Source organism: Stutzerimonas urumqiensis (genome assembly GCF_003640395.1).
Lineage (GTDB): Bacteria > Pseudomonadota > Gammaproteobacteria > Pseudomonadales > Pseudomonadaceae > Stutzerimonas > Stutzerimonas urumqiensis.
This window is the reverse complement of the sequence record NZ_RBZQ01000005.1, coordinates 122,466-144,988: the sequence shown is the minus strand read 5'-3', so window position 1 is coordinate 144,988 and position 22,523 is coordinate 122,466. Positions and strand designations below refer to the sequence as shown.

At 65.0% G+C, this 22,523-nt stretch carries 24 protein-coding genes; 11 read left to right on the top strand and 13 right to left on the bottom strand.

Features of this window, described 5'->3' with window-relative positions; translation table 11 throughout:
* Positions 1-22: 22 nt before the first annotated feature.
* Positions 23-1,474 carry a pyruvate kinase gene (gene pyk / locus D7325_RS11465; RefSeq protein WP_120995800.1) on the bottom strand — a complete coding sequence of 484 codons (1,452 nt, stop codon included), beginning with the start codon at positions 1,472-1,474 and terminating at the stop codon, positions 23-25.
* Positions 1,475-1,635: 161 nt separating this feature from the next.
* On the opposite strand from pyk, the gene D7325_RS11460 reads away from it, so the two are divergent.
* From D7325_RS11460 to D7325_RS11450, 3 genes are read left to right on the top strand one after another with little or no spacing between them, the layout of a single operon-like run.
* Positions 1,636-2,016 carry a tetratricopeptide repeat protein gene (locus D7325_RS11460; RefSeq protein WP_120995798.1) on the top strand — a complete coding sequence of 127 codons (381 nt, stop codon included), beginning with the start codon at positions 1,636-1,638 and terminating at the stop codon, positions 2,014-2,016.
* A 23-nt stretch (positions 2,017-2,039) separates the two neighbouring features.
* Entirely contained in the window at positions 2,040-2,453 is a 414-nt protein-coding gene (locus D7325_RS11455) for a DUF4124 domain-containing protein (protein WP_120995796.1), read from the top strand.
* 54 nt (positions 2,454-2,507) lie between these two features.
* Entirely contained in the window at positions 2,508-2,909 is a 402-nt protein-coding gene (locus D7325_RS11450; protein ID WP_120995794.1) for a PilZ domain-containing protein, read from the top strand.
* A gap of 1 nt (position 2,910) precedes the next feature.
* Here D7325_RS11450 and D7325_RS11445 read toward each other — a convergent pair whose 3' ends face one another.
* The 6 genes from D7325_RS11445 to D7325_RS11420 are packed head-to-tail and all read right to left on the bottom strand — an operon-like array spanning position 2,911 to position 9,620.
* The gene (locus D7325_RS11445) at positions 2,911-4,242 is read right to left on the bottom strand and encodes a DUF58 domain-containing protein (protein ID WP_120995792.1); all 1,332 of its coding nucleotides are present in this window, start codon (positions 4,240-4,242) and stop codon (positions 2,911-2,913) included.
* A gap of 31 nt (positions 4,243-4,273) precedes the next feature.
* The gene (locus D7325_RS11440; RefSeq protein WP_245962075.1) at positions 4,274-5,275 is read right to left on the bottom strand and encodes an AAA family ATPase; all 1,002 of its coding nucleotides are present in this window, start codon (positions 5,273-5,275) and stop codon (positions 4,274-4,276) included.
* Between the two features lie 11 nt (positions 5,276-5,286).
* A complete protein-coding gene (locus tag D7325_RS11435; protein WP_425452298.1) occupies positions 5,287-6,444 on the bottom strand; it encodes a DUF4350 domain-containing protein in 1,158 nt (385 codons plus the stop codon).
* Positions 6,441-7,952 carry a DUF4129 domain-containing protein gene (locus D7325_RS11430; protein WP_120995788.1) on the bottom strand — a complete coding sequence of 504 codons (1,512 nt, stop codon included), beginning with the start codon at positions 7,950-7,952 and terminating at the stop codon, positions 6,441-6,443. Before D7325_RS11430 ends, D7325_RS11435 begins: the two co-directional genes overlap by 4 nt.
* Positions 7,939-8,916, bottom strand: a complete 978-nt coding sequence (locus D7325_RS11425; protein WP_120995786.1) for a stage II sporulation protein M — start codon at positions 8,914-8,916, stop codon at positions 7,939-7,941. The genes D7325_RS11430 and D7325_RS11425 overlap by 14 nt, the downstream gene beginning before the upstream one ends.
* The gene (locus D7325_RS11420; protein ID WP_120995784.1) at positions 8,913-9,620 is read right to left on the bottom strand and encodes an RDD family protein; all 708 of its coding nucleotides are present in this window, start codon (positions 9,618-9,620) and stop codon (positions 8,913-8,915) included. Before D7325_RS11420 ends, D7325_RS11425 begins: the two co-directional genes overlap by 4 nt.
* A 325-nt stretch (positions 9,621-9,945) precedes the next feature.
* Here D7325_RS11420 and sbcB point away from each other — a divergent pair, with 325 nt between their 5' ends.
* Positions 9,946-11,376 (top strand): exodeoxyribonuclease I, encoded by a 1,431-nt coding sequence (gene sbcB, locus D7325_RS11415; RefSeq protein WP_120995781.1) that lies wholly within the window; start codon positions 9,946-9,948, stop codon positions 11,374-11,376.
* A 64-nt stretch (positions 11,377-11,440) separates the two neighbouring features.
* Here sbcB and mvaT read toward each other — a convergent pair whose 3' ends face one another.
* Positions 11,441-11,827 (bottom strand): histone-like nucleoid-structuring protein MvaT, encoded by a 387-nt coding sequence (gene mvaT / locus D7325_RS11410; protein WP_120995779.1) that lies wholly within the window; start codon positions 11,825-11,827, stop codon positions 11,441-11,443.
* Positions 11,828-12,059: 232 nt separating this feature from the next.
* Here mvaT and purU point away from each other — a divergent pair, with 232 nt between their 5' ends.
* The gene (purU, locus tag D7325_RS11405; protein ID WP_120995777.1) at positions 12,060-12,911 is read left to right on the top strand and encodes a formyltetrahydrofolate deformylase; all 852 of its coding nucleotides are present in this window, start codon (positions 12,060-12,062) and stop codon (positions 12,909-12,911) included.
* Positions 12,912-12,921: 10 nt separating this feature from the next.
* A complete protein-coding gene (locus D7325_RS11400; protein WP_120995775.1) occupies positions 12,922-13,116 on the top strand; it encodes a hypothetical protein in 195 nt (64 codons plus the stop codon).
* 138 nt (positions 13,117-13,254) lie between these two features.
* Here the strand turns inward: D7325_RS11400 and D7325_RS11395 are convergent, their stop codons facing one another.
* The 3 genes from D7325_RS11395 to yaaA all read right to left on the bottom strand — a co-directional run bounded on the left by D7325_RS11395 (position 13,255) and on the right by yaaA (position 16,052).
* Positions 13,255-14,703, bottom strand: coding sequence for a mannose-1-phosphate guanylyltransferase/mannose-6-phosphate isomerase (locus D7325_RS11395; protein ID WP_120995773.1), 1,449 nt, complete (start codon positions 14,701-14,703; stop codon positions 13,255-13,257).
* An 84-nt stretch (positions 14,704-14,787) separates the two neighbouring features.
* The gene (locus tag D7325_RS11390; protein ID WP_120995771.1) at positions 14,788-15,090 is read right to left on the bottom strand and encodes a hypothetical protein; all 303 of its coding nucleotides are present in this window, start codon (positions 15,088-15,090) and stop codon (positions 14,788-14,790) included.
* A 182-nt stretch (positions 15,091-15,272) separates the two neighbouring features.
* Complete coding sequence (gene yaaA, locus D7325_RS11385; protein ID WP_120995769.1) at positions 15,273-16,052, bottom strand: peroxide stress protein YaaA; 780 nt, start codon at positions 16,050-16,052, stop codon at positions 15,273-15,275.
* Between the two features lie 116 nt (positions 16,053-16,168).
* Between yaaA and dmeF the strand changes: the two genes are divergently transcribed.
* The 5 genes from dmeF (at position 16,169) to moaE (ending at position 20,123) form a co-directional block, all read left to right on the top strand.
* Positions 16,169-17,161 carry a CDF family Co(II)/Ni(II) efflux transporter DmeF gene (gene dmeF, locus D7325_RS11380; protein WP_120995767.1) on the top strand — a complete coding sequence of 331 codons (993 nt, stop codon included), beginning with the start codon at positions 16,169-16,171 and terminating at the stop codon, positions 17,159-17,161.
* Positions 17,162-17,360: 199 nt separating this feature from the next.
* Positions 17,361-18,752, top strand: a complete 1,392-nt coding sequence (locus D7325_RS11375; protein ID WP_120995765.1) for a PhoH family protein — start codon at positions 17,361-17,363, stop codon at positions 18,750-18,752.
* Positions 18,753-18,953: 201 nt separating this feature from the next.
* Complete coding sequence (gene moaC, locus D7325_RS11370; protein WP_120995763.1) at positions 18,954-19,424, top strand: cyclic pyranopterin monophosphate synthase MoaC; 471 nt, start codon at positions 18,954-18,956, stop codon at positions 19,422-19,424.
* Positions 19,421-19,669 carry a MoaD/ThiS family protein gene (locus tag D7325_RS11365; RefSeq protein ID WP_120995761.1) on the top strand — a complete coding sequence of 83 codons (249 nt, stop codon included), beginning with the start codon at positions 19,421-19,423 and terminating at the stop codon, positions 19,667-19,669. The genes moaC and D7325_RS11365 overlap by 4 nt, the downstream gene beginning before the upstream one ends.
* A gap of 1 nt (position 19,670) precedes the next feature.
* Entirely contained in the window at positions 19,671-20,123 is a 453-nt protein-coding gene (gene moaE / locus D7325_RS11360; RefSeq protein WP_120995759.1) for a molybdopterin synthase catalytic subunit MoaE, read from the top strand.
* 229 nt (positions 20,124-20,352) lie between these two features.
* Here moaE and rhlB read toward each other — a convergent pair whose 3' ends face one another.
* Both rhlB and D7325_RS11350 read right to left on the bottom strand, forming a co-directional pair.
* Positions 20,353-21,771, bottom strand: a complete 1,419-nt coding sequence (rhlB, locus tag D7325_RS11355) for an ATP-dependent RNA helicase RhlB (RefSeq protein WP_120995756.1) — start codon at positions 21,769-21,771, stop codon at positions 20,353-20,355.
* Positions 21,772-21,858: 87 nt separating this feature from the next.
* On the bottom strand, positions 21,859-22,521 hold the full coding sequence (locus D7325_RS11350) for an alpha/beta hydrolase (protein ID WP_120995754.1): 663 nt from the start codon (positions 22,519-22,521) through the stop codon (positions 21,859-21,861).
* Between the last annotated feature and the right edge of the window lie 2 nt (positions 22,522-22,523).

The window sequence follows — 22,523 nt, the reverse complement described above, 5'->3', positions numbered from 1 at the left end:
CCCGAAGGCACGCCCTGTCGGATCAGACCAGCGGATCGCCGACGTGCAGGATTTTCAGCGTGTTGGTACCGCCGGTGCCGTGATAACGGTCGCCCTTGGTCAGGATCACCCAGTCGCCGGGCTGCACGACGTTGCGCTTGATCAGCTCGTCGACCGCGGCCTGGCTGACCTTGTCCGCCGGCAACGACGCCGGGTCGAACGGCACGGTCTGGACGCCGCGGAACAGCGCGACGCGCGCCTGCGCATCGCGGTGCGGCGTGAAGGCGAAGATCGGGATCGAGGAGCGGATGCGCGACATGATCAGCGGCGTGTAGCCGCTCTCGGTCAGGCTGATGATTGCCTTTACTCCCGGGAAATGGTTGGCGGTGTACATCGCGGCCAGCGCCGTGCTCTCGTCGCAGCGGCTGAAGCTTTGGCCCAGACGATGACCGGATTTGATGCTGGTAGGGTGCTTCTCGGCGCCGATGCAGACCCGCGCCATCGCCTTGATCGCCTCGATCGGATATTCGCCGGCGGCGCTCTCCGCCGACAGCATCACCGCGTCGGTGTAGTCGAGCACGGCGTTGGCTACATCCGAGACCTCGGCGCGCGTCGGCATGGGGCTGTGGATCATCGATTCCATCATCTGCGTGGCCGTGATGACGATCTTGTTGTTGCGGCGCGCGTGGAGAATGATCTTTTTCTGGATGCCCACCAGCTCGGCATCGCCCACTTCGACGCCCAGGTCGCCGCGAGCCACCATGACGCCATCGCTGGCGCGGATGAGCGCATCGAGGCTTTCGTCGTCGGCGACCGCTTCGGCGCGCTCGATCTTGGCGATCAGCCAGGCGCTGGAGCCGGCCTCGTCGCGCAGGCGGCGCGCCAGGTCCATGTCCGCCGCGTCACGCGGGAAGGACACGGCCAGGTAGTCGAGCTGCATGTCGGCGGCCAGCTTGATGTCGGCCTTGTCCTTGGGCGTCAGCGCCGGTGCGGTGAGCCCGCCGCCGCGGCGGTTGATGCCTTTGTGGTCCGAAAGCGGCCCGCCGATGAGTACGGTGCAGTGCAGTTCGTCCGCGGTGCTGCTGTCGACGCGCATGACGACGCGACCGTCGTCGAGCAGCAGTTCATCGCCCACGCCGCAGTCCTTCACCAGGTCGGGATAGTCGATCCCCACCACCTCTTGAGTACCGGCATCGCGCGGGTGCGTGACGGAGAAGCGGAACTGATCGCCTTCGGCCAGCTCGATCCGCTTGTTGGCGAACTTGGCGATACGGATCTTCGGGCCTTGCAGGTCGCCGAGCAGCGCGACGAAGCGACCGTGCTTGGCGGCCAGGTCACGAACCAGCTGGGCGCGGGCGCGGTGTTCGTCCGGCGTGCCGTGGGAGAAGTTGAGGCGGGCAACGTCCAGCCCGGCGAGGATCATCTTCTCGAGTACGTCCGGCGAACTGCTGGCCGGGCCTAGGGTGGCGACGATCTTGGTGCGGCGCGAGGTCATTGTGGGCTCCTTGTACGAATTGCCGGCGAGGCTACTATGCGGTGACGGTGTAGTCATCGTCGCGTCGTTACTACCCTTTCGACGTGTCCGCATCGCTGTTGGCGCCTCGATTGGAGTAACCGGGGCGGCTGCCGATAAGCCAGGGACACGGAGGACTCACCATGCGTTGCACTCTATTCCTGCTCTTCACCCTGGCGCTGATTCCTGGCTGCAGCAGCCGCGGCGCGCTCGATCGCCACCTTGACGAGGCCTACCGGCAATACGAAGCCGGCGACTGTGCGCAGGTCATGCTCGCGCTGTCGCAGGCCGAGCGCCGCGTGCGAGCCGGCGCGGCGGTGCAGCCGGAGATTTCCATGCTGCGTGGGCAATGCCTGGAGCGGCAGGGCCTGTTCGTCGACGCTGCACAGACCTATTTGTTCATCATCGGGCGCTATCCTGGCAGTGAATACGCCTACCGCGCCCGCGCACGGCTGGAGACGCTCGAACAGCTCGGGCATCATCGTCCGAGCGAACCGGCGGTCGCTCACCCTGCGGCTCGCTGAGGACGAACCGTCAGGAGGCGCCGATGCGCGTTTGGCTAGGGATTGCAATGCTGTGGTCGTCGTGCGCGGCGGCCGAGGTTTACCGTTGGACCGATGCGCAGGGGCAGGTGCACTTCGGCGAGCGGCCGCCGGCCGGCGCCCAGCGTGTCGAGGTACGCCCGCAAGTGATCGAAGGCGATGCCGACGGTCGCGAGCGCGCGGCGCGCTGGTTCGATGCCCGCCGGGAGGAGCGCGATGCGGCACGCCAGCAGGCATCGCAACGGCGCGGTGAACGGGAGCGCGAATGCCAGGGGCTGGAGCGCCGACTCGCGGCGCTATCACAGGGCGGTCGTTACTTCAGCCAGGACGCGGCGGGCGAGCGGCACTATTACTCGGATGCGCAGATCGAGGCGGCGCGCAAGGCCTTGAGCGACCAGATGAACGGTAGTTGCCGGTGACTGGTCGCCCCGATGCCTTGCAGCCATACTCGTGGTGGCTAAGGGATATCAAGCATGGCGAATCAGCGTCGTATCGAGCGGCATCAACTGCCGTACTACCTCAAGGTGTTCAACCGGACCACGGATAAACCCCTGGGCTTCATCGGCAACCTGTCGGAGACGGGACTGATGCTGATCAGCCCCTATCCGATGCTGGTGTCGGCCCGTTTCAGCATGCGATTGAAAATTCCAGGCAAGGACGGACGCCTGCGGCTGATCGACTTCGACGCCGACTGCCTCTGGTCCCGCGAGGACGTCACGCCAGGCAGTTTCGATTCCGGCTTCAGCATGGTCGAACCGCCGGCCGAGGTGGGCGACATGATCGCCGCCCTGCAGCAGTACTTCAGTTTTTCGCTGGGGCTCGGCGTCGCGAACCGTTCGCCGAGAGAGACCGTCCCGCTGCGCGACGGGCGCTGAATCAGAGCGTTCCGGCGCGTTTCAGCGCCAGGTAGCGCTCTACCAGCGCCGGGCCAAGCGACTGCGGCGTGCTTTCGAGCACGGGGATGCCCTGGGCATTCAAGCGGGCCTTCAGGCCCTGGCACGCCGCCTGGTACGCCATCGCACCCCCGTAGGCGAGCGCAGCCTCGACGTCGCGAACCGGCTGGCGTCCGATATCGTCGAGCACCGTTTCCCTGAGACTGGCGAGCAGGACCTGATGCCGGCCGCCCAGCAGGCGCAGCGCCGCGGCCAGGTCTTCATCGGTCTCTTCGTCCCGCAGGTTGGTGAACAGGACGACCAATGCGCGGCGTCGATGGGTCTGCAGCAGGCGCGCGACCGCTTCGCTGTAGTCCGACGGCTGGCGGGTGCATTGCAGATCACACGAGGCGTCCAGCAGGGCGCGTAGCTGGCCGGCTCCTTTCCCGGGGGCCAATCGGCGTGGCTGTTCGAGCGCAAAGGTTTCCAGTCCCACCGCATCGCCCTGGCGCAGCGCCACGTGCGACAGCAGCAGGCAGGCGTTGAGGGCATGATCGAAGTGCGAAAGCTCGCCGTCCTGGCTGCGCATGCGCCGTCCGCAGTCGAGCAGCATCACCAGTTGCTGGTCGCGTTCGTCTTGGTACTCGCGGGCGATCGGCGTGCGCATGCGGGCGGTGGCTTTCCAGTCGATCTGCCGCAGCGTGTCGCCTTCGCGGTACTCGCGCAGCTGGCGGAAGTCCCGGCCATGCCCTCGCCGCGTCTGGCGATGGATGCCCAGGCGATCGAGCCAGCCATCCATGCCGGTCATCTCGGTAACGGGCGAACCGATGAAATCGGGATAGACGCGGGTGTCGTCTTCGAGCGCGATTCGCCGCCGCACGCGCCACAGACCCAGCGGACTGCCGAGGACGACGTCGCACCGCTCGAAGCGGAAGCGGCCACGCTGCGTGGCGCGTACTCGATAGCCAACGCGAGACGACGAGCCGTCGGCCAACCGGATGGCCAGGGGGAATCCCGAAATCTCCATCCCATCGGGCACATGGTCGATGAGATCGAGCTGCACGGCGCGTGGCGCGGTGGAGTGGATGACCAGGCGCACGTCCGCCCAGCGGCCGAGCGGCAGGTTGCCGGGCAACTGGCGCGTCAGCGACGGCGTCGGCAATCGCAGGGCGCGTCCCGCATCGATCATGGCCACCAACAGGGCCAGCGCCAGCGCACCCCAAGCGGGAATGACCGCGGCTTCGGCCGGCGCATGCAGCAGCGCCAGGCTTTCCAGCGCGAGCGCCAGCAACAACAGGATCAACACCAGCTGCACCAGCCGCAGGGACGGGCTCATGGCCGGATGCTCGGGAGCACGTGGGCGGTCATCACAGCCGAGGTGCCGCTGTTTCCGTAATGAGACCGTTGAGCACCTGATCGATGCCGATGCCTTCTATTTCCAGCTCCGCCGACAGCCGGACACGGTGGCGCAACACATCGAGCGCGCAGTCGCGCACGTCGCTCGGCATGACGAACTCGCCGCCGCGGAGCAGTGCCCGCGCACGTGCGCAGCGGACCAGCGCAATCGAGGCGCGGGGGCCGGCCCCATGCACGAGTCCCGGCTGGTTGCGCGTCGCCCGTGCCAGGCGCACCGCGTAGTCGACGACCTGATCATCCACCGGTAGCGCCGCGGCGACGCGTTGCAGTGCCGAGACATCGGCCGGCTGGCACAACGGGCGCAACGCCGCCGCGACGAGCAGATCGGTCGGTGCGTCGCACACGGCGCGGACCAGGAGCCGCTCGGCGTCCAGCTCGGGATAATCGACGCGCAGCATGAGCATGAAACGGTCCAGTTCGGCCTCGGGCAGCGGATAGGTGCCCTCTTGCTCGATCGGGTTCTGCGTCGCGAGCACCAGGAAGGGCTGGGGAACCGGAAGGGCGCGGCCTTCGATCGTCACCTGACCTTCCTGCATGACCTCGAGCAGCGCAGCCTGCGTCTTGGCCGGGGCCCGGTTGATTTCATCGGCGAGCAGGATGTTGGTAAACACCGGGCCTCGACGCAGGCGGAACTGCTCGGTTTTGAGGTCGAACAGGGCATGCCCGGTGACGTCGCCCGGCATCAGGTCAGGGGTGAACTGTACGCGCGAAAAGCTCCCGCCAAGGCAGCGGGCCAGCGCCCTGACCAGCAGGGTCTTGCCGAGTCCCGGCACGCCTTCGATCAGCACGTGGCCACCGGCGATCAGGGCCGTGAGCACGCCATCGACCACCGCATCCTGGCCGATGATCGCCTTGCGGATTTCCTGTCGCAGGGCGGCGACATGCTCGATGGCGCGCCGCCGCTGTTCGTCGAACGTGCCGGAGTCGCTGGCTTCGCGAACGCTGTCATTCATGGGGCTATCGCTCATAGGGCGTTCCTTAGGCTTTGCAGGTGGGCGACCTGCTGGGTGAATTCGATCGGCGAGGATTTGCCGGCGGCGGGGCGCATGGCGATCCGCACGTTGTCGGAGGGCAGTCCGCTGAGCTCGGCGAGCAGCGTCAGGCGCTCATCCATGGACAGCTGGCCGTAGCCGGGGCGACGCCGGATTGCACGGCGGTCGATGTCGGCCTGCAGCGGTTGAATCAGTTCTGCACTGGCACCATTGCGCAGCAGGAAGGCGGCGGTGGCGCGCAGATGCTCGGTGAGGCTGCGGCGTGCCGGCTGCGCGCTGTCCCGGATCGGTCCCTCGCGCCAGCCAAAGTGCCAGAGCGCCAGGATCAGAATCAGCCCTAGCACCGCGAGGCTCAGCGGGTAATGCCGGGCGAGCAGGGCGAGGAGGCTGGCCGATGACCGTTCGGTGACCATCGTGACCTGCGTATCCTGAGTCAGGTACCAGAGCAGCCAGGCGTGGTCGTACTGGCCAATGCGGTCGTTCTGCCAGATCCAGGCGTCGGTGAGGACCGTGACCAGGCCCTCGCCGTGCCGCAGTTGCAGCATGTGGGTGGCGCCGGCGCTGTTGGCCCAGGCATGGGCGCGGCCGTTCGGGTCGTAGAGGTGGAAGCGCACATCGAAGGCCAGGTAGGCCGGTGCGCTCTGCTCCTCGATGTAGAGCCGGGTGAGCTCGGGGCCGGGTTCGCTCGATCGCGGTTCGGCTTCCGATGTGCGCCTCGTCTCGACCTCATGCTGTTGCAAGCCCAGGCCATCGAGCAGCAGGTCGCCGCTGCGCCCGGATGCTTCGTCCCACAGTTGCTCGGCGACGAAGACCAGATGCCCGCCGCGGGCGGTCCAGTCCAGCAAGCGTTCGCTCTGGGCGGCGGTCATGTCGGCTCGCTCGCCGAGCAGCAGCAGGGTGTGGTTTGCCGGTGACTGGCGGACGACCGCATCTGACAGCCGCGCGCGTTCCACCGCCAGGCCGCTTTCGGCCAGGAAACGGTCGGCCGCGAGGTAGGGGTCTGCCTGCGCGGCCGGCGAGGGCCCGTGATCGACGACTTCCTCGTAGCGCTCGAGGCGTGACAGCATCAGCGCCAGCAAAACGGCGAGCAGACCGAGCGCGAGGATGAATCCGACACGACGGCGGTTCACGGGCGTTCTCCTGCCAGCTCTCGCCACTGGTGGCAGAGCTCTTCGACGGTGGCGCTGGCAGGCAGGCGATGACCGTAGGCCAGCGAGCTCCAGGTCCGGGCGATGCGTTCGGCCAGGTCAGCCAGCGCCGGCGAATTCAGGTCGCCGAGCCGCGCCACTACCTGTGCCTCGGTATCCGAAGCCCTGAGCGGCAGCTGGTGACGCTCGACCAGATGGCGAAGCAGGGCGCGGTAGAGCAAGCCCAGCGCAGTGCGTGGCTGGCTCGGCCAGAGCCGAAGGACCTCGGTGGCGACGTCGGCCGGCAGCGTCTCGGCGGCAAGATCGAGCTGCTCGATGGTCGGCCGGTTTGACGGGCGGCGCCGCCGATGGCCCAGCCTGCCGCCATAGATGGCGAGCCACAGCCGGTATCGCCACGCCAGCAGACCCACGAGCGCAACGACGACGGCCCAGAGCAGGATTTCCAGCACGAGCGCGGCCTGCCCCATGAAATCCCACAGGCCGTGAAGGCGCGGCAGCGAGTCGGGTAGCCAGCCAGGCGCTTCATCGCTGCCGCGCAGGCGCCAACGGGTCACGGTTTCCCGGTGTTCGAACGGTTCGGCCGCCAGTATCGACTCGATGCGCTCGCGCGCCTGCGCGGCTTGGGGCGTTTCCTCGAAGGCGGTCGCCGGCTGTTCCGGAGCGGGAGCGGCGTAGCTGTCGGTCGGCGAGCCAAAACAGCCGGCGACCAGCACCAGGGTCAGGACGGCGCCGGGCAGGCTGCCGCGCAAGCGCTCGCTCATGCGCCGGAAACCGAGTTCCAGGTCCCAGGCCTCGAGCTGGCTGCGTCGGTTGAGGTACAGCGTAAAGCCGCCGGCCACGTAGATCGGCTCCCAGAGGATCAGCACCAGCGCGTAGAGCAGGTTGCTCGCATGCTCGAGCCACAGCCAGTCGCTGCCTTGCTGGAGCAGCACCTGCCAATCCCATTGCTCGACCCATTGATGCGGCAGCATGAGGAACATCACGCCCATCAGGCCGAGCGACAGGACCCATTCGACATGCACGCCGACCAGCGTCAGCCAGGTCGCCGCGCCCGCGTCGCGCTGAGACAGGATCGCCTGGCGGCGCGCTCGTGCAGGCCCCGACAGCCCTTCGAGCTGGTGAATGGGCAGGGTGAAGCTGCGCACCGGCGTGAAGCGCCGCCACACCAGATCGCTGAGCCAATGCCCTTTCAGGCACCCTGGCAGGGCACGAAGGCAGTCGGGCAGCGTGGGCGTTTCGCCGAAAATCGCGCGTGACAGGATGTAGAGCGGCAGGCGGTCGCAGAGGGGCTTGAGCCACCAGAACAGCACGAACACGACGGTCGGGTGATCCCATAGCAACAGCGTCAGCACACCGAGAAGCGGCAGGGTCAGCAGCGCCCAGTTCGCCATCAGCAACCCGAGATGACGCTGCGCGAGCAAGGTGCCCAGGTCGAGTGCTTCCCGCGCCGGCCGCGGGCGCACCGACAGGTTCAGGTCACTCGGTCGCACGGGACCTCCCGGCGAAGCCGAGGTACAGACCCACCAACAGCCAGAGCAGGGCGCCGATCGCATATTTGAACGCGACATCGAACGTCTGCGTCGATGACCAGAAGGCTTCGATGAACGCGGCGACCAGCAAAAACAGCGCCGCGCCGGCCACCAGTCGGATGGCACGGGTGGCGGCGTGCTGCAGCGAACGCAGACGTGTGCGATGGCCGGGCGCGATCAGCGAGACACCGAGTTTCAGGCCCGCGGCACCGGCGAGGGCGATGGCGGTCAGCTCGAAGGCGCCATGACCGATGACGAACGACCAGAAGGGCTGGTGATAGCCGATCGCGGTGAGGTGGCCGGCGATCGCGCCGATGGTGATGCCGTTGAAGAGCAGGAAGAACAGGCTGCCCAGCCCCAGCAGCAGGCCGCTGGCAAACGTCTGAAAGGCGATGCCGATGTTGTTCATGATGTAGAAGCCGAACATCGACCAGTCGGTATCGGAGCCGCGCCTGGCGAATCGGCCGTGGCCGGTTTCGTCCGGGTCGTACATGGCTTCCATTTCGCTGAGCTGTTCGGGCGGAACGATGGCGTGGACCGCCTCGGGAAACAGCACCACCCAGGCGGCGGTGAGCAGCAAGGCGCCGAAGAACAGGGCGAAGGCGCAGGTTACGACGCCGCGCTCGGCCCGCACCAATCGCGGGAAGCCGCCAGTGATGAACCCCAGCACCTTGGCCATCAGCAGGCTGCGGTGCCGATAGAGCTGCTGATGGCCGCGCGTGGCCAGGTTGCGCAGCTCGTCGACCAGTTGACGGCTGTAGCCGCGAGACTCGGCCAGGGCCAGATGATGGCAGAGGCGGCGGTAATCGGCGGGAAAGCGATCGGCTGCGGCATCCTGCCGGCGGCCTTTCTCCAGCGCGAGAAGGCTGTGCTGGAACGCGTTCCAGCCGGGCCGATGCAGACGCTCGAAGTGCGCTTGTCTCATGATCGGCCCACCAGGTAGCGGGCCATGTCCATCAGGTGGCTCTCCATCGCCTCGGGCGCCACGCCGAACCGGGGCGCAAGGATCTCGGCCAGTTCTTGTCGTCGTTCGGGGGACAGCGACGGTGCGCGCTCGGCGAAGGCCACCAGCGTGCGCTGGTCATCGAGACCGAGCGGTCGCGCGGGCGGCCGTTCCGGGCCGACAGGCAACTGTACCGAGGCGGGTGCGGGTTGGCGGTGGATCACCAGGGTGCCGGCGGCCAGGTCTCCCAGGCGTTTGAACGATGGGTGCCAGAGGCAGCAGATCACGCCGAAAAAATAGCCGAACGGCAGCAAATCGACGAAGCGCAGCAGGTTGCGGGTCAGGGACGAGGCCCAGCCTACCGGCGTGCCGTCGTCATGGATCACCTGAAGGCCGAGCCACTGCTTGCCGGGCGTGCGCCCCTGGTTGAACACCTCGAACACCACCATGTAGGTCCATTGCACGGCGAACAGCAGCATGGCGCCGAGGCCGATGCCGAACCCGCCGAGCATGGCCAGCAACGTGCCAAGCGCGATCAACAGGACGGCACGAATGGCCAGATCGATGGCGAATGCAAGCGCGCGCGGCACCAGGCCGGCGGGGTGCAGGTTGAGGTCGATGCCTTCCGGCGTTTCGACGCGATGTAGGTTGTCCAGCGGATAAGCAGGCGTATTGGGCGCAGACAACGGTAAGGACCTGTGGCGAGCGTCGGGCAGGGCGATGCTATGCGCCAAGACGGCCGCCGATCAATTCATGTGGGTGAGCAGGCAGGCAGAACCACGACGGATCGGCATTGCCGGTCGGCAGGCTGAACGACAGGCGAGGTTTGCAGACGCGCCGGGAGGCGCACGGAAAAAGGTGTCTCATCGACTCATCCATGAAGGCGAGATACCGGGGCGCGGGATGCTAAAGCGCGCACCCTCCGGCGGCAAGCCGGGCCGCTCGAGGGATAGCGGCGATGCACCCGACCGCTGCGATAGACTTGCCGCTCACACGACGAGGACGGATCCCTTGGCTGCCACCATTTTCTGGTACGACTACGAAACGACCGGCATTTCCCCACGCTGCGACCGCCCGCTTCAGGTGGCCGGTATTCGTACTGACGAAGCGCTCCAGGAGGTAGGCGAGCCCCTCAACCTGTATTGCCGCCCCAGCGATGACATCCTGCCGCACCCGGCCGCTTGCCTCGTAACCGGTATCACGCCAGCGCTTCTGCGAGAGCGGGGCGTATGCGAGGCAGTGTTCATGTCCCGCCTGCATGAGGTCTTTTCGGTGCCGGGCACCTGCGTGGCCGGCTATAACAATCTGCGTTTCGATGACGAAATGACGCGCTACAGCCTGTATCGCAATTTCTTCGATCCCTATGGGCGGGAATGGCAGGGCGGGAACAGCCGCTGGGATTTGATCGATCTGGTTCGTACGACCTATGCGCTGCGTCCGGAAGGTATTCGCTGGCCCGTCGACGACGGTCGCCCGACGCTCAAGCTGGAGCGACTGGCCAGCGAAAACGGACTCGAACACCTGCAGGCACACGACGCGTTGTCCGACGTGCGTGCGACGATCGCCCTGGCGCGCCTGATTCGCGATCGGCAGCCACGCTTGTATGCCTATCTTTATCGCTTGCGCCATAAACATGCGGTACAGCAACAGATTCGCCTGCTCGAGCCGCTGGTGCATGTATCCGGGCGCTATGCGGCCGAGCGTCACTATCTTGCCGTCGCCTTGCCCCTGGCCTGGCATCCGGTCAATCGCAATGCACTTATCGTGTGCGATCTGCACAGCGATCCGGCGCCCTTGCTTGAAGAAGATCCGGATGAACTCAGCCGGCGTCTTTATCTCCGGCGCGATGCCCTGATGGCAGGGGAGTTGCCGGTGCCCCTTAAGTTGCTGCATATCAACCGGTGTCCGGTGATAGCGCCATTGAGTGTGTTGCGCCCGGAAGATAAGGAACGTCTTGGTCTGGACATGGACCTTTATTTGGCTCGCGCGCAGACGCTGGTTGCCCAACAAGCCAACTGGGCGCCCAAACTGAGCGAAATGTATCGACCCGGTGAAGGATTCGAGACAACCGATCCCGAGCAGCAGCTTTATGACGGATTCCTGGGTGACGAAGATCGCCTGCTGTGTAATCGCGTGCGATCGGAGCCCGGTGAGTCGTTGGATTGCGATCGGTGGAAGTTCGCCGATCCACGCCTGGCCGAGTTGCTGTTTCGTTACAAGGCACGCAATCACCCGGAATATCTAACCGCCGCCGAACAGGCACGCTGGGCGGCTTTTTGCGCAACACGGTTGAACGATCCAGGCGCTGGAGCGCCGAACACGCTCGCAGCGTTCGAGCAGGCCGCCCGAGCGCTGCTGGCTACGGTGTCCCCGGCCGAGCAAGCGATGCTGCAGGCGTGGCTCGAACACGCCCGTGAATTGAAAACGCGCTATCGCTTATAGAAGTAGACATGACGTAGAAATAGAAAAGGCGCCCATTGGCGCCTTTTCGTTGAACTCGTATCGATCAGCCCAGCAGGGTTGCCCAGCCTTCGACCGTGTCGCCACCCCACTTGCCCTTCCATTCTTTGAGGGTTTTGTGGTTTCCGCCCTTGGTTTCGATGACTTCGCCGGTATGCGGATTCTTGTATTGCTTGACGCGGCGTGCCCGCTTGCCGGAAGTCGGGGCCTTGTTATTGCTGGTGTTGCGGGTCGTTTTGCGATTGCGCGCATCCGGATCGAGCAATGCAACAATGTCGGACTCGTCTTTTTGGTAAGCCTTCATGAGTTCGCGCAACTTTCCTTCGAACTCCAGCTCTTTCTTCAGCTTTTCATCCTGGGACAGGTTTTTCAGCCGTTCTTGCAGTTCCTTGATGGCTTCTTCGGTGGCGCGGTATTCGCTGATGAGAGACATGAGGGCTTCCTTGTTAGTAGTAACGATGACTGCGGCAATCATAGTCAGCCAAAAGGCTCAAGTAAATATAAAAGAGCAGCTAAGTTTATTAACCGAATGTGAACGAGGTGATGATTAATGTGCTTTTGGGGGCTTAGTCCGGCTCGGGATGACGAGTCTTTCCGTGTTGGCCGCCGGGAGAGGCACAGGCTAGAATGCGCGACTTTTTTATGCGCTGCAGGAGTGTTGTCGGATGCGAACTTTCAGGCTGGTAATTGCATGCCCTGATGGCGTGGGAATCGTCGCCAAGGTCAGCAACTTCCTGGCGACCTACAACGGCTGGATTACCGAGGCCAGCCACCATTCCGACGAGCAGAGCGGCTGGTTCTTCATGCGTCACGAGATACGGGCCGATTCGTTGCCGTTCGATATAGATGGCTTTCGCCAGGCGTTCGCGCCGATCGCCCGCGAGTTCTCCATGCAATGGCGCGTGACTGATTCGGACCAGAGAAAGCGCGTGGTACTGATGGCGAGCCGACAGTCGCATTGCCTGGCCGATCTGCTACATCGCTGGCACAGCGGTGAGCTGGATTGCGACATCCCCTGTGTCATCGCCAATCACGATGACTTGCGCAGCATGGTCGAATGGCACGGGATCGAATATCGCCATGTACCGGTCGATCCGCAAAACAAGGAGGCGGCGTTTTCCGAAGTTGCTTCCATCGTTTCCGAGAAGAACGCGGATGTCATTGTACTGGCTCGCTATATGCAAATTCTTCCGCCTTCGCTCTGCGAGGAATACGCCGGGCGGGTTATCAACATCCACCACAGTTTCCTGCCGTCCTTCGTCGGTGCGAAGCCTTATCACCAGGCGTCGATGCGCGGCGTCAAGTTGATCGGCGCCACCTGTCACTACGTGACCCAGGAACTGGATGCCGGGCCTATCATCGAACAGGACGTGGTGCGGATCAGTCATCGCGACAGTATCGAAGACATGGTTCGACTCGGTAAGGACGTCGAGAAAATGGTCCTGTCCCGTGGCCTGCGCTATCACCTCGAAGACCGGGTGCTGGTGCATGACAACAAGACGGTCGTGTTCAACTGAAGAGGGCGCGATGAAAGATCCGCTGGAGCGTGGTGCGGCTGGCCTGCCGGCGTCGATCGGCGAGGGCTGTCTGAGTCGGTTCGATCCGGATGCGCTAAACGAGGAGAGCGGTGCCGATTTCAGCGCTGCGGCTGCACTGCTCGGTCGGCTCGGCGACGCTGCGGCGGACGCTGCCGAAACGGAAGCGGATTCGAACCCCCCCTAGCCACGCGTCGATAGCTGCTTCCGAGGACTCGCGACAGTAGCCTCGCCAATGAGCGGGCCGGTATGCGGAGGTTATCGTTCGATTGCCTCATGAAAAAACCCGCGGCGAACGCGGGTTTTTTGTGGAGCGCGAAGCGACTTACCGTGCGCTATTGGCCTCGGATTCATGTTCCGGGGCTCGGCCGTAGACATCGTCAAGCCGCTCGATGTCGTCTTCGCCCAAGTAGCTGCCCGACTGCACCTCGATGATTTCCAGCGGAATCTTGCCCGGGTTGGCGAGGCGGTGGATGGCCGTGACCGGGATGTAGGTCGACTGGTTTTCGGTCAGCAGGAAGGTCTTGTCATTGCAGGTGACCTGCGCGGTTCCCGACACGACGATCCAGTGTTCCGCCCGATGGTGGTGCATCTGCAGCGACAGGCTCGCACCAGGGTTCACGCAGATGCGCTTGACCTGGAAACGGCCGCCCATGTCGACCGAGTCATACCAGCCCCACGGGCGGTAGACGGCACAGTGGTTCTGCGTTTCGGAGCGTTCCTTGGCGTCGAGCTTGGCAACGAGCTTCTTGACGTCCTGCACCTTGTCCTTGTGGGCGACCATCATCGCGTCCTTGGTCTCGACGACGACGATGTTGTCCAGGCCCAGTACGGTGACCAGCTTGCCGTTGCCGTGGATCAGGCTGTTATGCGTGTCTTCGGCGATCACGTCGCCCTTGATGACGTTGCCGTTCTCGTCCTTCTCGTGCACATCCCAGATCGACGACCAGGAGCCGACGTCGTTCCAGCCGGCCGAGAGCGGTACGACGCAGGCCAGGTCGGTCTTTTCCATCACGGCGTAGTCGATGGAGTTGTCGGGGCAGCAGGCGAAGCTGTCCGGATCGATCAGCAGTTCATTGCCGTTGCGCTGGCTGCGCGCGAGGGCCAGCTCGCAGTTGTCGTAGATATCCGGGTCGTGCTTGCGCAGCTCATCGAGGAAGACGCTGGCGCGGAACAGGAACATGCCGCTGTTCCAGAAGTAGTCGCCCGATTCGACGAAGCTCTGGGCGCGTTGCTCGTCGGGCTTTTCGACGAACTGGACGACCTTGTTGACGCCTTCCGGGAGGCCTTTGCGGTCGGACAGGTCGCATTTGATGTAGCCGAAGCCGGTTTCCGGGCGGACGGCGGGAATGCCGAACAGCACCATGGCGTTGCGCTCGGCGGCATTGGTCGCCAGGGCGAGGGAACGCTGGAAGGCTTTCTGATCTTCGATCACATGATCCGCCGGCAGGACCAGCAACAGCTCATCGCGGCCTTCTTCGATCAGCTTCATCGCGGCCATGGCGATGGCCGGTGCGGTATTGCGGCCGAAAGGCTCGAGCAGCAGGCCCTGCACGCTCAGCTTGCGGGTGGCCAGCTGCTCCTTGACGATGAAGCGGTGTTCCTTGTTGCAGACCAGCAACGGGGCTTGCATGCCTTCGAAGGCAAGCCGCTCGACGGTCTGCTGGAAGAGGGTCTGCTCGCCGGTGAGGGCGAGGAACTGCTTGGGGAACTGCTTGCGGGAGAGGGGCCAAAGCCGGGAGCCGCTTCCGCCTGAGAGAATGACCGGGATCATGTGTGTCTCCTGATTCGTTGAAGGGTCTTTCTTCTTGTTCGCCTTGGCGCAAATGCCTGGCTACGCCTTTTCACAGTTCTGCCATCAGGCTCGGCGGATCGACGATGCGGCCGATCCGACGCAGGGGTTCGTCACGGCCATCGTGAGCCGAGGCCGGCGGTGATGTTCGTCCTGTACGACGCGGATGAGATGCGCGGCCTCGGGGCTGGTTTCGAGGCGCTTGGAAACTCGCGCGACGAGGCCGTGCGCGAGCCGAAGGTCCTGGGAGGCCGGCCAGCAGCGGCTGGTTATGGGGCTATCGGAGGTGGTCGGCGTTCGCCGATCGATTGCCGTCCGCTTGTCGGCGGACTCGACAGGTTGCAGTTCCAAGACCCTGAGCACGTTCATGTGCGACTTCCCTTTCCAGACTGGAATTGTCGGTACGCGCCTTATGAGTGCAGGGGGTTCGGATAGTTCCCGAGCCAGGGGTGGGCGAATGTGCGTTCTGTCGGGCAGGCCCGCGACCCTGTGCGGGCCGGTAGCGCGGGGGTGTGATGTGCGCCGCTGCGGCCGGCAGCGGCGGTGCGGGTTCAGTCGGAGGGGGTGTCGCGCAGGAACACCAGGCGGTCCGTCTTGGAGCGCTCTTCGCTGAAGCGATAGCCGGCATAGTCGAAGCGAACCAGCGCGGCCGGATCGGTGAGGCGCTCTTTGATGACGTAGCGGGCCATGAGGCCGCGCGCCTTCTTGGCGTAGAAGCTGATGATCTTGTACTCACCGTTTTTCAGATCGCGGAAATCGACGTCGATGACACGCGCCTTGAGCGCCTTGCGCTGGACCGCGCCGAAGTATTCGTTCGAGGCCAGGTTGAGCAGCACGTCGTCGCCTTGTTCGGCCAGCGCGCTATTGAGCCATTCGCTGATCCGGGCACCCCAGAAGGCGTAGAGGTCTTTGCCGCGTGGGCTCGGCAGTTTGGTGCCCATCTCCAGGCGATAGGGCTGCATGAGGTCCAGCGGACGAAGCAGGCCGTAAAGGCCGGAGAGCATGCGCAGATGGCCCTGGGCGAAGCTGAAGTCGTCCTCATTGAAGTCCTCGGCCTGTAGCCCCGTGTAGACATCGCCCTTGAACGCGAGCAGCGCCTGCTTGGCGTTCTGCGGAGTGAAGGGCCGGGACCAGCTGCCGTACCGCGCAACGTTCAGGGCCGCGAGCTTGTCCGACAGATGCATGAGTTCGCCAAGCTGGCTGGGCGAATAATCGCGCAGCAGGCCGATCAGCGTTTCGGCGTCGTCGAGGTGGCGGGGTTGGGTGTAGGCCGAGGTGGTCGGCGGCGCATCGAAATCCAGCGTCTTGGCTGGGGAAATCACCATCAGCATGCGAAGGCTCCCGTTCAGATCGCGGCGATTCTACCAGCCGACCGGCAGCCGCCGACGGGGTTGACCTTCCCATCATGGCAAGTGCCAGGCTGGAGGCCTTGATAAGAGGAACCCGTATGAACGACTGCGATCACGCACGCTGGCATCCCTCCCATGAGTACCGTCCGCTGGAAAACCGCTCGGAGCGCCAGACCTGGGCGGTGGTGCTCCTGACCGGCCTCACGATGGTCGCCGAGATCATCGCCGGCTACCTGTTCGATTCGATGGCGCTGCTCGCCGACGGTTGGCACATGGCTTCGCACATGGTGGCCATCGGTATGGCGGCATTGGCCTACTTCTTCGCCCGTCGCTACGCACAGGATCGCCGCTTCGCCTTCGGCACCTGGAAGATCGAAGTGCTGACCGGCTTTGCCAGTGCGCTGCTGCTGGTGATGGTCGCGCTGCTGATGGCCTACGAGTCGATCTGGCGATTGTTCGAACCGGCAACGATCCGTTTCGATCAGGCGCTGTGGGTGGCTGTGATCGGGCTGCTGGTCAACCTGGCCTCGGCCTGGCTCCTGCGTGACAGCCACGGGCATGATCATGGCCATGCCCGGCATGCTGATCACGATCACGATCACGATCACGATCACGATCACGATCACGATCACGACCACGGCGCCGGTGGCCGAGACCTGAACCGCCACGCCGCTTTCATCCACGTGCTGACCGATGGCCTGACGTCGGTGGCGGCGATCCTCGCGCTGCTGGGCGGCAAGCTGTTCGGCTGGGCGTGGCTCGACCCGCTGATCGGCGTGCTGGGTGCGATCGTCATCGCATTCTGGGCACGGGGCCTGCTGACCGAAACCGGCAAAGTCCTGCTCGATCGGGAAATGGACTCGCCGCTGGTCGAGCGTGTCCGCGCCGGTCTCGAAGCGGTGCCCGATACCGAGGTGGCCGACCTGCATCTCTGGCGTGTCGGGCGCAATCAGTACAGCTGCGTCGCGAGCGTGGTGACGCACCAGAGCCACTCGCCGGATCGCTACAAGGCCGCGCTGGCGCGGATCCCGGAGCTGGTACACGTCACGACGGAGGTCAATCGCTGTCTTGCGGGCGATGGGTGCCGGTGAGCGCTTTCGGCGGAAAAGACTTTTGCCTGTCATCTTTTTTGCGGTATTACCGAAGCAGACCGCCGAACCCTGCGACACAGGTGGCGGCCTCGGGAGCTCCGAACCCACTGGCTTCCCAGCCCGCTCACCCCACGGCGCACGGCGGTTCTTCGCGGCGTAGCGACTACGCCGCCGCCCGACCCAGCAGAGGTGATCGCGTATGGATGATTACGGCAGTTCTCGCTCCACCCGGCCCACGCTCTACGTCCTCGACACCAACGTCCTGATCCATGACCCCAACGCGCTGCTGAATTTCCAGGAGCACCATGTCGCCATCCCGATGACCGTGCTGGAGGAGCTGGACAAGCTCAAGACCGGCAAGCATACGGTCGCGGCCGAATGCCGGCAGGCCATCCGCCTGATCGACAAGGTGCTGGGCAATGCCACGCCCGAGCAGGTGGAGCAGGGCGTGCCGATCGAGCGGGGGCCGAGCGGCCCGAGTGGCGCGCTGTCGATCCTGATGAGCAAGCGTGCCGAGCCGGTGACCTGGCTCCCGGAAGACCTGAACGACAACCGGATCATCAATCAGGTGGTCGAGCTCAAGACCCGCCACGCCGGCACGCCGGTCGTGCTGGTCACCAAGGACATCAACATGCGCCTCAAGGCGCGGGCCTGCGGCGTGGCCGCCGAGGATTACCACACCGATCAGCTGGTGGACGACGTCGGGCTGCTGTCGCGCGGATACCACGATCTGCCCGGTTCCTTCTGGGACCGTGTCAGCAAGGTCGATACCCGCCAGACCCACGGGCGGACCTGGCACCGCGTGCAACTGACGGACAACCTGCCCGCGTTGCACATGAACGAATTCATCCTCGACGAGCAGGGGTTCGTCGGCTGGGTGAAGGGCATCCGTGCCGACGAGCTGTTGCTGCTCGACCTGCACCAGGAGCCGCTGCTTCATCAGGAAGCCTGGGGGCTGCGGCCGCGGGACATCTACCAGGCGCTGGCGCTGTTCGCCCTGCTCGAGCCGGACATCCACCTGGTCAACCTGAGCGGGGCGGCGGGTTCGGGCAAAACGATCCTCGCGCTGGCTGCGGCCATCGAGCAGAGCATGGTCAGCAAGCGGTACCGGCGCATCATCGCGACGCGCAGCGTGCAAGGCCTTGACGAGGACATCGGCTTCCTGCCCGGTACCGAGGCGGAAAAGATGGAGCCCTGGCTCGGCGCCATCACCGACAACCTCGAAGCGCTGCACATGGAGGACGAGAACACCCACGGCAGCGTCGACTACATCCTCAGCAAGGTGCCGCTGCAGTTCAAATCGCTGAACTACATCCGTGGTCGCAGCTTCCAGCAGAGCCTGATCCTCATCGATGAGTGCCAGAACCTGACCCCGCACCAGATGAAGACCATCATCACCCGTGCGGGCGCCGGCTCGAAGGTGGTCTGCCTCGGCAACCTCGCGCAGATCGACACGCCCTACCTGTCGGCGACCAGCTCGGGCCTGACCTACCTCACCGAGCGCTTCAAGGACTTCCCCCACGGCGTGCACATCACCCTGCAAGGCGTCCCACGCTCGGTGCTGGCTGAATATGCCGAGGCGCATATGTAGCGGGCTTTCACGCCGGACCTGCTCGGAGGGTCGGTCTATAGGGCGACCACGGTCGCCCTGCGAGACGCAGCGGCGCCAGTGCCTGGGGTGAGCAGGCGGTGCATCCAACAAGCAAAGCGCCGGTAGCGCCCATCGTGTCGAACCTGGCGGCGTTGGCTTGGTTAAACTGGCCGTCCTTTTTCCATTCCGAACAGGATTCCCATGCTCACCCATCTCGATTCACAGGGGCGCGCCAACATGGTCGATGTCACGGAAAAGGCCGTGACCTCGCGCGAAGCCACCGCCGAGGCGCTGGTCCGGATGCAGCCAGCCACCCTGCGCATGATTGCCGACGGAGCGCACCCGAAGGGCGATGTGTTCGCCGTCGCGCGTATCGCCGGCATCCAGGCAGCGAAGAAGACCCACGAGCTGATTCCGCTCTGCCATCCCCTGTTGCTGACCAGTATCAAGGTCGACCTGACGCCCGAGGGCGAGGACGCCGTACGCATCGTCGCCCGCTGTCGACTGGCCGGCCAGACCGGCGTCGAGATGGAGGCGCTGACCGCCGCCAGCGTCGCGGCGCTCACGCTGTACGACATGTGCAAGGCGGTCGATCGCGGCATGACGGTCGAGCGGGTGCGGCTGCTCGAGAAGTCTGGCGGCAAAAGCGGGCATTGGGAGGTCGAGGCATGATTCGGGTGCAATTCTTCGCGCGCTATCGCGAAACGCTCGGCTGCGATCAGGACCGTCTCGAATGGCACGAGGGGCTCAGGTGCATGGACGATGTCCGCGCGTCGCTCGTCGGGCGCGGCGGCCCCTGGAGCGTGCTGGATGAACGCAACCTGATGTGCGCGCGCAATGACGAACTCTGCAACCTGGACGAGCCGGTCGCCGATGGCGATGTGCTCGCCTTCTTCCCGACCGTGACGGGAGGCTGAGATGAGCGTGCGGATTCAGCAAGCGACGTTCGACCCGGGTGCACAGCTGAACGCCGTCCATGCGGCGAACGCGGGCGTCGGTGCGGTGGTGGCCTTTACCGGCTATGTCCGGGACTACAACGATGGCGAGCCGGTGTCGGGCATGTACCTCGAACATGCCCCCGGCATGACCGAAAAGGCGCTCGGCCGCATCGTGGAGGAGGCCAGGGAGCGCTGGCCGCTGCTGACGGTCGAGGTGGTGCATCGGGTGGGCCGGCTGGAGCCCGCGGAGCCGATCGTCTTCGTCGGTGTCGCCAGCGCCCACCGGCAGGCGGCGTTCGATGCGTGCAACTTCATCATGGATTACCTGAAGACCCGCGCGCCGTTCTGGAAGAAGGAAGACACCGCCGCGGGCGAACGATGGGTCGAAGGGCGCGACAGCGACCAGCAGGCGATCGAGCGCTGGAAGCGCTGAACCAGGCGAAACGTGGCTGCCTCAGGCGCGCTGTTTCGCCAGCGCGACTGAGCGCAGTCGGTGTGTTGACCCTCGTCTGAGGACACGGCTCACACAGCCGGGCAGGCAGTCGGCCTGAAATCTTCCAGCAGGCTTGCCGTACGCGGCAAACATCGCCGAGTTGGGATTCAGCAACAAAAAAGCGAAGCTGGCGCTTCGCTTTTCCGGGCGGGTTCGACGCGGCGGGCGATCAGCTTCTGTGCGCCCGCGGCACCGGCTTGAGCAGCTCATCCGGTGGCATCTCGCAGTGAATCTTGCGTCCCAGCAGTTCTTCGATCGGCGGCAGGGCGAAGGCGTCGTCTTCGCCGGCGAAGCTGATCGAGGTGCCGCTGCTGCCGGCGCGGCCGGTGCGACCGATACGGTGCACGTAGTCGTCCGGGTCTTCCGGCAGGGTGAAATTGATGACGTGGCTGATGCCCTCGACATGGATGCCGCGGCCGGCGACGTCGGTGGCGACCAGCACGCGGATCTTGCCCTCGCGGAACCCCTCCAGCACCTTGATCCGCTTGTGCTGCGGCACGTCGCCGGACATCTGCGCCGCGCTGATGCCGTCGCGCGTCAGGCGTTCCTCGATGCGGCGCACCTCGTCCTTGCGGTTGGCGAAGACCATCACGCGAATCCAGTCGTTCTGCGAGATCAGGTTGTAGAGCAGCTTGTACTTGTCGCTGCCGGCCACGGCGTATACGTGCTGCTCGACGGTATCGCTCGCGACGTTTTCCGGCTCGATCTCGACGATGGCCGGGTTGACGGTCCACTGCTTGGCCAGGTTCATCACGTCTTCGGTGAAGGTGGCGGAAAACAGCAGAGTCTGGCGATCGCCCTTCATGGGCGTCTGCCGAATGATCTGGCGGACCTGCGGGATGAAGCCCATGTCGAGCATGCGGTCGGCTTCGTCCAGCACCATCACCTCGACCATGTCCAGGTGCACTTCGCCGCGCTGGTTGAAGTCGAGCAGGCGACCCGGTGTGGCGACCAGGATGTCGCAATAGCGCGATTCGAGCTGCTTGAGCTGCTTGTCGAAATCCATGCCGCCGACGAAGCTCATGACGTTCAGTCCGGTGTACTTCGCCAGCCCGAGGGCGTCGTTGGCGATCTGCACGACCAGTTCGCGGGTCGGCGCGATGATCAGCGCGCGCGGCTCGCCCATGTAGCGCTCTTTCGGCGGCTCGGTCTGCAGCAACTGGGTGATCGTGGAGATCAGGAAGGCCGCCGTCTTGCCGGTGCCCGTCTGGGCGCGGCCGATGGCGTCGCGGCCCTTGAGCGTGAAGCCCAGCACCTGCGCCTGGATCGGCGTGCAATAGGGGAAGCCCAGATCGTGGATGGCGTGCATGAGCCGCGGGTCGAGGGTGAAGTCATGAAAGCGCGTCTTGCCTTCGACGGGTTCGACGACGAAATCCTCCAGCGACCAGGCTGGCTGTACCGGTTTGGCCGGCGCGGTATCGCGTGAACGCGGCTTGCGCGGCTTGCGCTCTGCCGCCTTGGGTGCCGGTTCGGCCCGTTGCGTCGGCTCGGCGGAAGGGGCTCGGGATGGGGTGGCGGGCGGCGTCAGGGCCGTCTCGGTGGGCGCGGCGTCTGGGGCGCCGAAGAGCTTTTTGAGTGCTTTGAGCACGGCTTTCTCATTCAGTCGAATTGATGTCGCGGCAGTGTAATGCAAGACGTCGGACCGGCGTAGCACACCGGCCGACGGTCCGGTGCCCTATCGCGCCAGGCGCTCGACCAGCCACTGGCCGATGTCTTCGATCTCCGGGCCGATCACCTCGTGAGCCATCGGGTAATCGCGCCATTGCACCGGAACGTTCTGCGCGGCGAGGGCATCGTGCGCGGCGCGGCCCATCGTCGGCAGCACCACGTTGTCCTGCGTGCCGTGCAGGCAGAGCACCGGGCAGGCTCGGCGCGTCTCGGCGACGGCGAAGGTTTCGGTGAACGTCGGAGCATAGGTCGACAGCGCCAGCACGCCGCCAAGCGGTCCCTGCCAGCGCAAGAAGGCCGTGTGCAGCACCACCGCGCCGCCCTGCGAAAAGCCGGCCAGCACGATGCGTGCGGGGTCGATGCCGTGGCTGTCGCGCTGGGCTTCGATCAGGCCGATGACGGTCTGGGCCGAAGTCTCCATCTGGTCACTGTCGATCGCCCGCGCCGGGCTCATCGCCAGGATGTCGTACCAGCTCGGCATGGCCCAGCCGCCATTGATGCTGACCGGTTGCGTCGGTGCCTGCGGCAGGACGAAGCGGGTGCTGGGCAGGCGCTGCTGCAACATCTGCGCGACCGGCTGGAAGTCGAAGCGGTCGGCGCCCAGACCGTGCAGCCAGATGACGCAGGCGTCGACGGCCTGCCGGGGTTCGAGAATCAGGGGTTCGGTCATGC

What these genes read in the sequence shown, in the direction of transcription:
- D7325_RS11375 (WP_120995765.1), top strand. Translation starts at nt 17,361, where the DNA reads ATGGATGATTACGGCAGTTCTCGCTCCACCCGGCCCACGCTCTACGTC.
- D7325_RS11400 (WP_120995775.1), top strand. Translation starts at nt 12,922, where the DNA reads ATGAAAGATCCGCTGGAGCGTGGTGCGGCTGGCCTGCCGGCGTCGATC.
- D7325_RS11450 (WP_120995794.1), top strand. Translation starts at nt 2,508, where the DNA reads ATGGCGAATCAGCGTCGTATCGAGCGGCATCAACTGCCGTACTACCTC.
- mvaT (WP_120995779.1), bottom strand. Translation starts at nt 11,827, where the DNA reads ATGTCTCTCATCAGCGAATACCGCGCCACCGAAGAAGCCATCAAGGAA.
- yaaA (WP_120995769.1), bottom strand. Translation starts at nt 16,052, where the DNA reads ATGCTGATGGTGATTTCCCCAGCCAAGACGCTGGATTTCGATGCGCCG.
- D7325_RS11390 (WP_120995771.1), bottom strand. Translation starts at nt 15,090, where the DNA reads ATGAACGTGCTCAGGGTCTTGGAACTGCAACCTGTCGAGTCCGCCGAC.
- D7325_RS11455 (WP_120995796.1), top strand. Translation starts at nt 2,040, where the DNA reads ATGCGCGTTTGGCTAGGGATTGCAATGCTGTGGTCGTCGTGCGCGGCG.
- D7325_RS11460 (WP_120995798.1), top strand. Translation starts at nt 1,636, where the DNA reads ATGCGTTGCACTCTATTCCTGCTCTTCACCCTGGCGCTGATTCCTGGC.
- pyk (WP_120995800.1), bottom strand. Translation starts at nt 1,474, where the DNA reads ATGACCTCGCGCCGCACCAAGATCGTCGCCACCCTAGGCCCGGCCAGC.
- D7325_RS11440 (WP_245962075.1), bottom strand. Translation starts at nt 5,275, where the DNA reads ATGAATGACAGCGTTCGCGAAGCCAGCGACTCCGGCACGTTCGACGAA.
- dmeF (WP_120995767.1), top strand. Translation starts at nt 16,169, where the DNA reads ATGAACGACTGCGATCACGCACGCTGGCATCCCTCCCATGAGTACCGT.
- D7325_RS11395 (WP_120995773.1), bottom strand. Translation starts at nt 14,703, where the DNA reads ATGATCCCGGTCATTCTCTCAGGCGGAAGCGGCTCCCGGCTTTGGCCC.
- D7325_RS11425 (WP_120995786.1), bottom strand. Translation starts at nt 8,916, where the DNA reads ATGAGACAAGCGCACTTCGAGCGTCTGCATCGGCCCGGCTGGAACGCG.
- moaC (WP_120995763.1), top strand. Translation starts at nt 18,954, where the DNA reads ATGCTCACCCATCTCGATTCACAGGGGCGCGCCAACATGGTCGATGTC.
- D7325_RS11445 (WP_120995792.1), bottom strand. Translation starts at nt 4,242, where the DNA reads ATGAGCCCGTCCCTGCGGCTGGTGCAGCTGGTGTTGATCCTGTTGTTG.
- D7325_RS11350 (WP_120995754.1), bottom strand. Translation starts at nt 22,521, where the DNA reads ATGACCGAACCCCTGATTCTCGAACCCCGGCAGGCCGTCGACGCCTGC.
- D7325_RS11365 (WP_120995761.1), top strand. Translation starts at nt 19,421, where the DNA reads ATGATTCGGGTGCAATTCTTCGCGCGCTATCGCGAAACGCTCGGCTGC.
- purU (WP_120995777.1), top strand. Translation starts at nt 12,060, where the DNA reads ATGCGAACTTTCAGGCTGGTAATTGCATGCCCTGATGGCGTGGGAATC.
- moaE (WP_120995759.1), top strand. Translation starts at nt 19,671, where the DNA reads ATGAGCGTGCGGATTCAGCAAGCGACGTTCGACCCGGGTGCACAGCTG.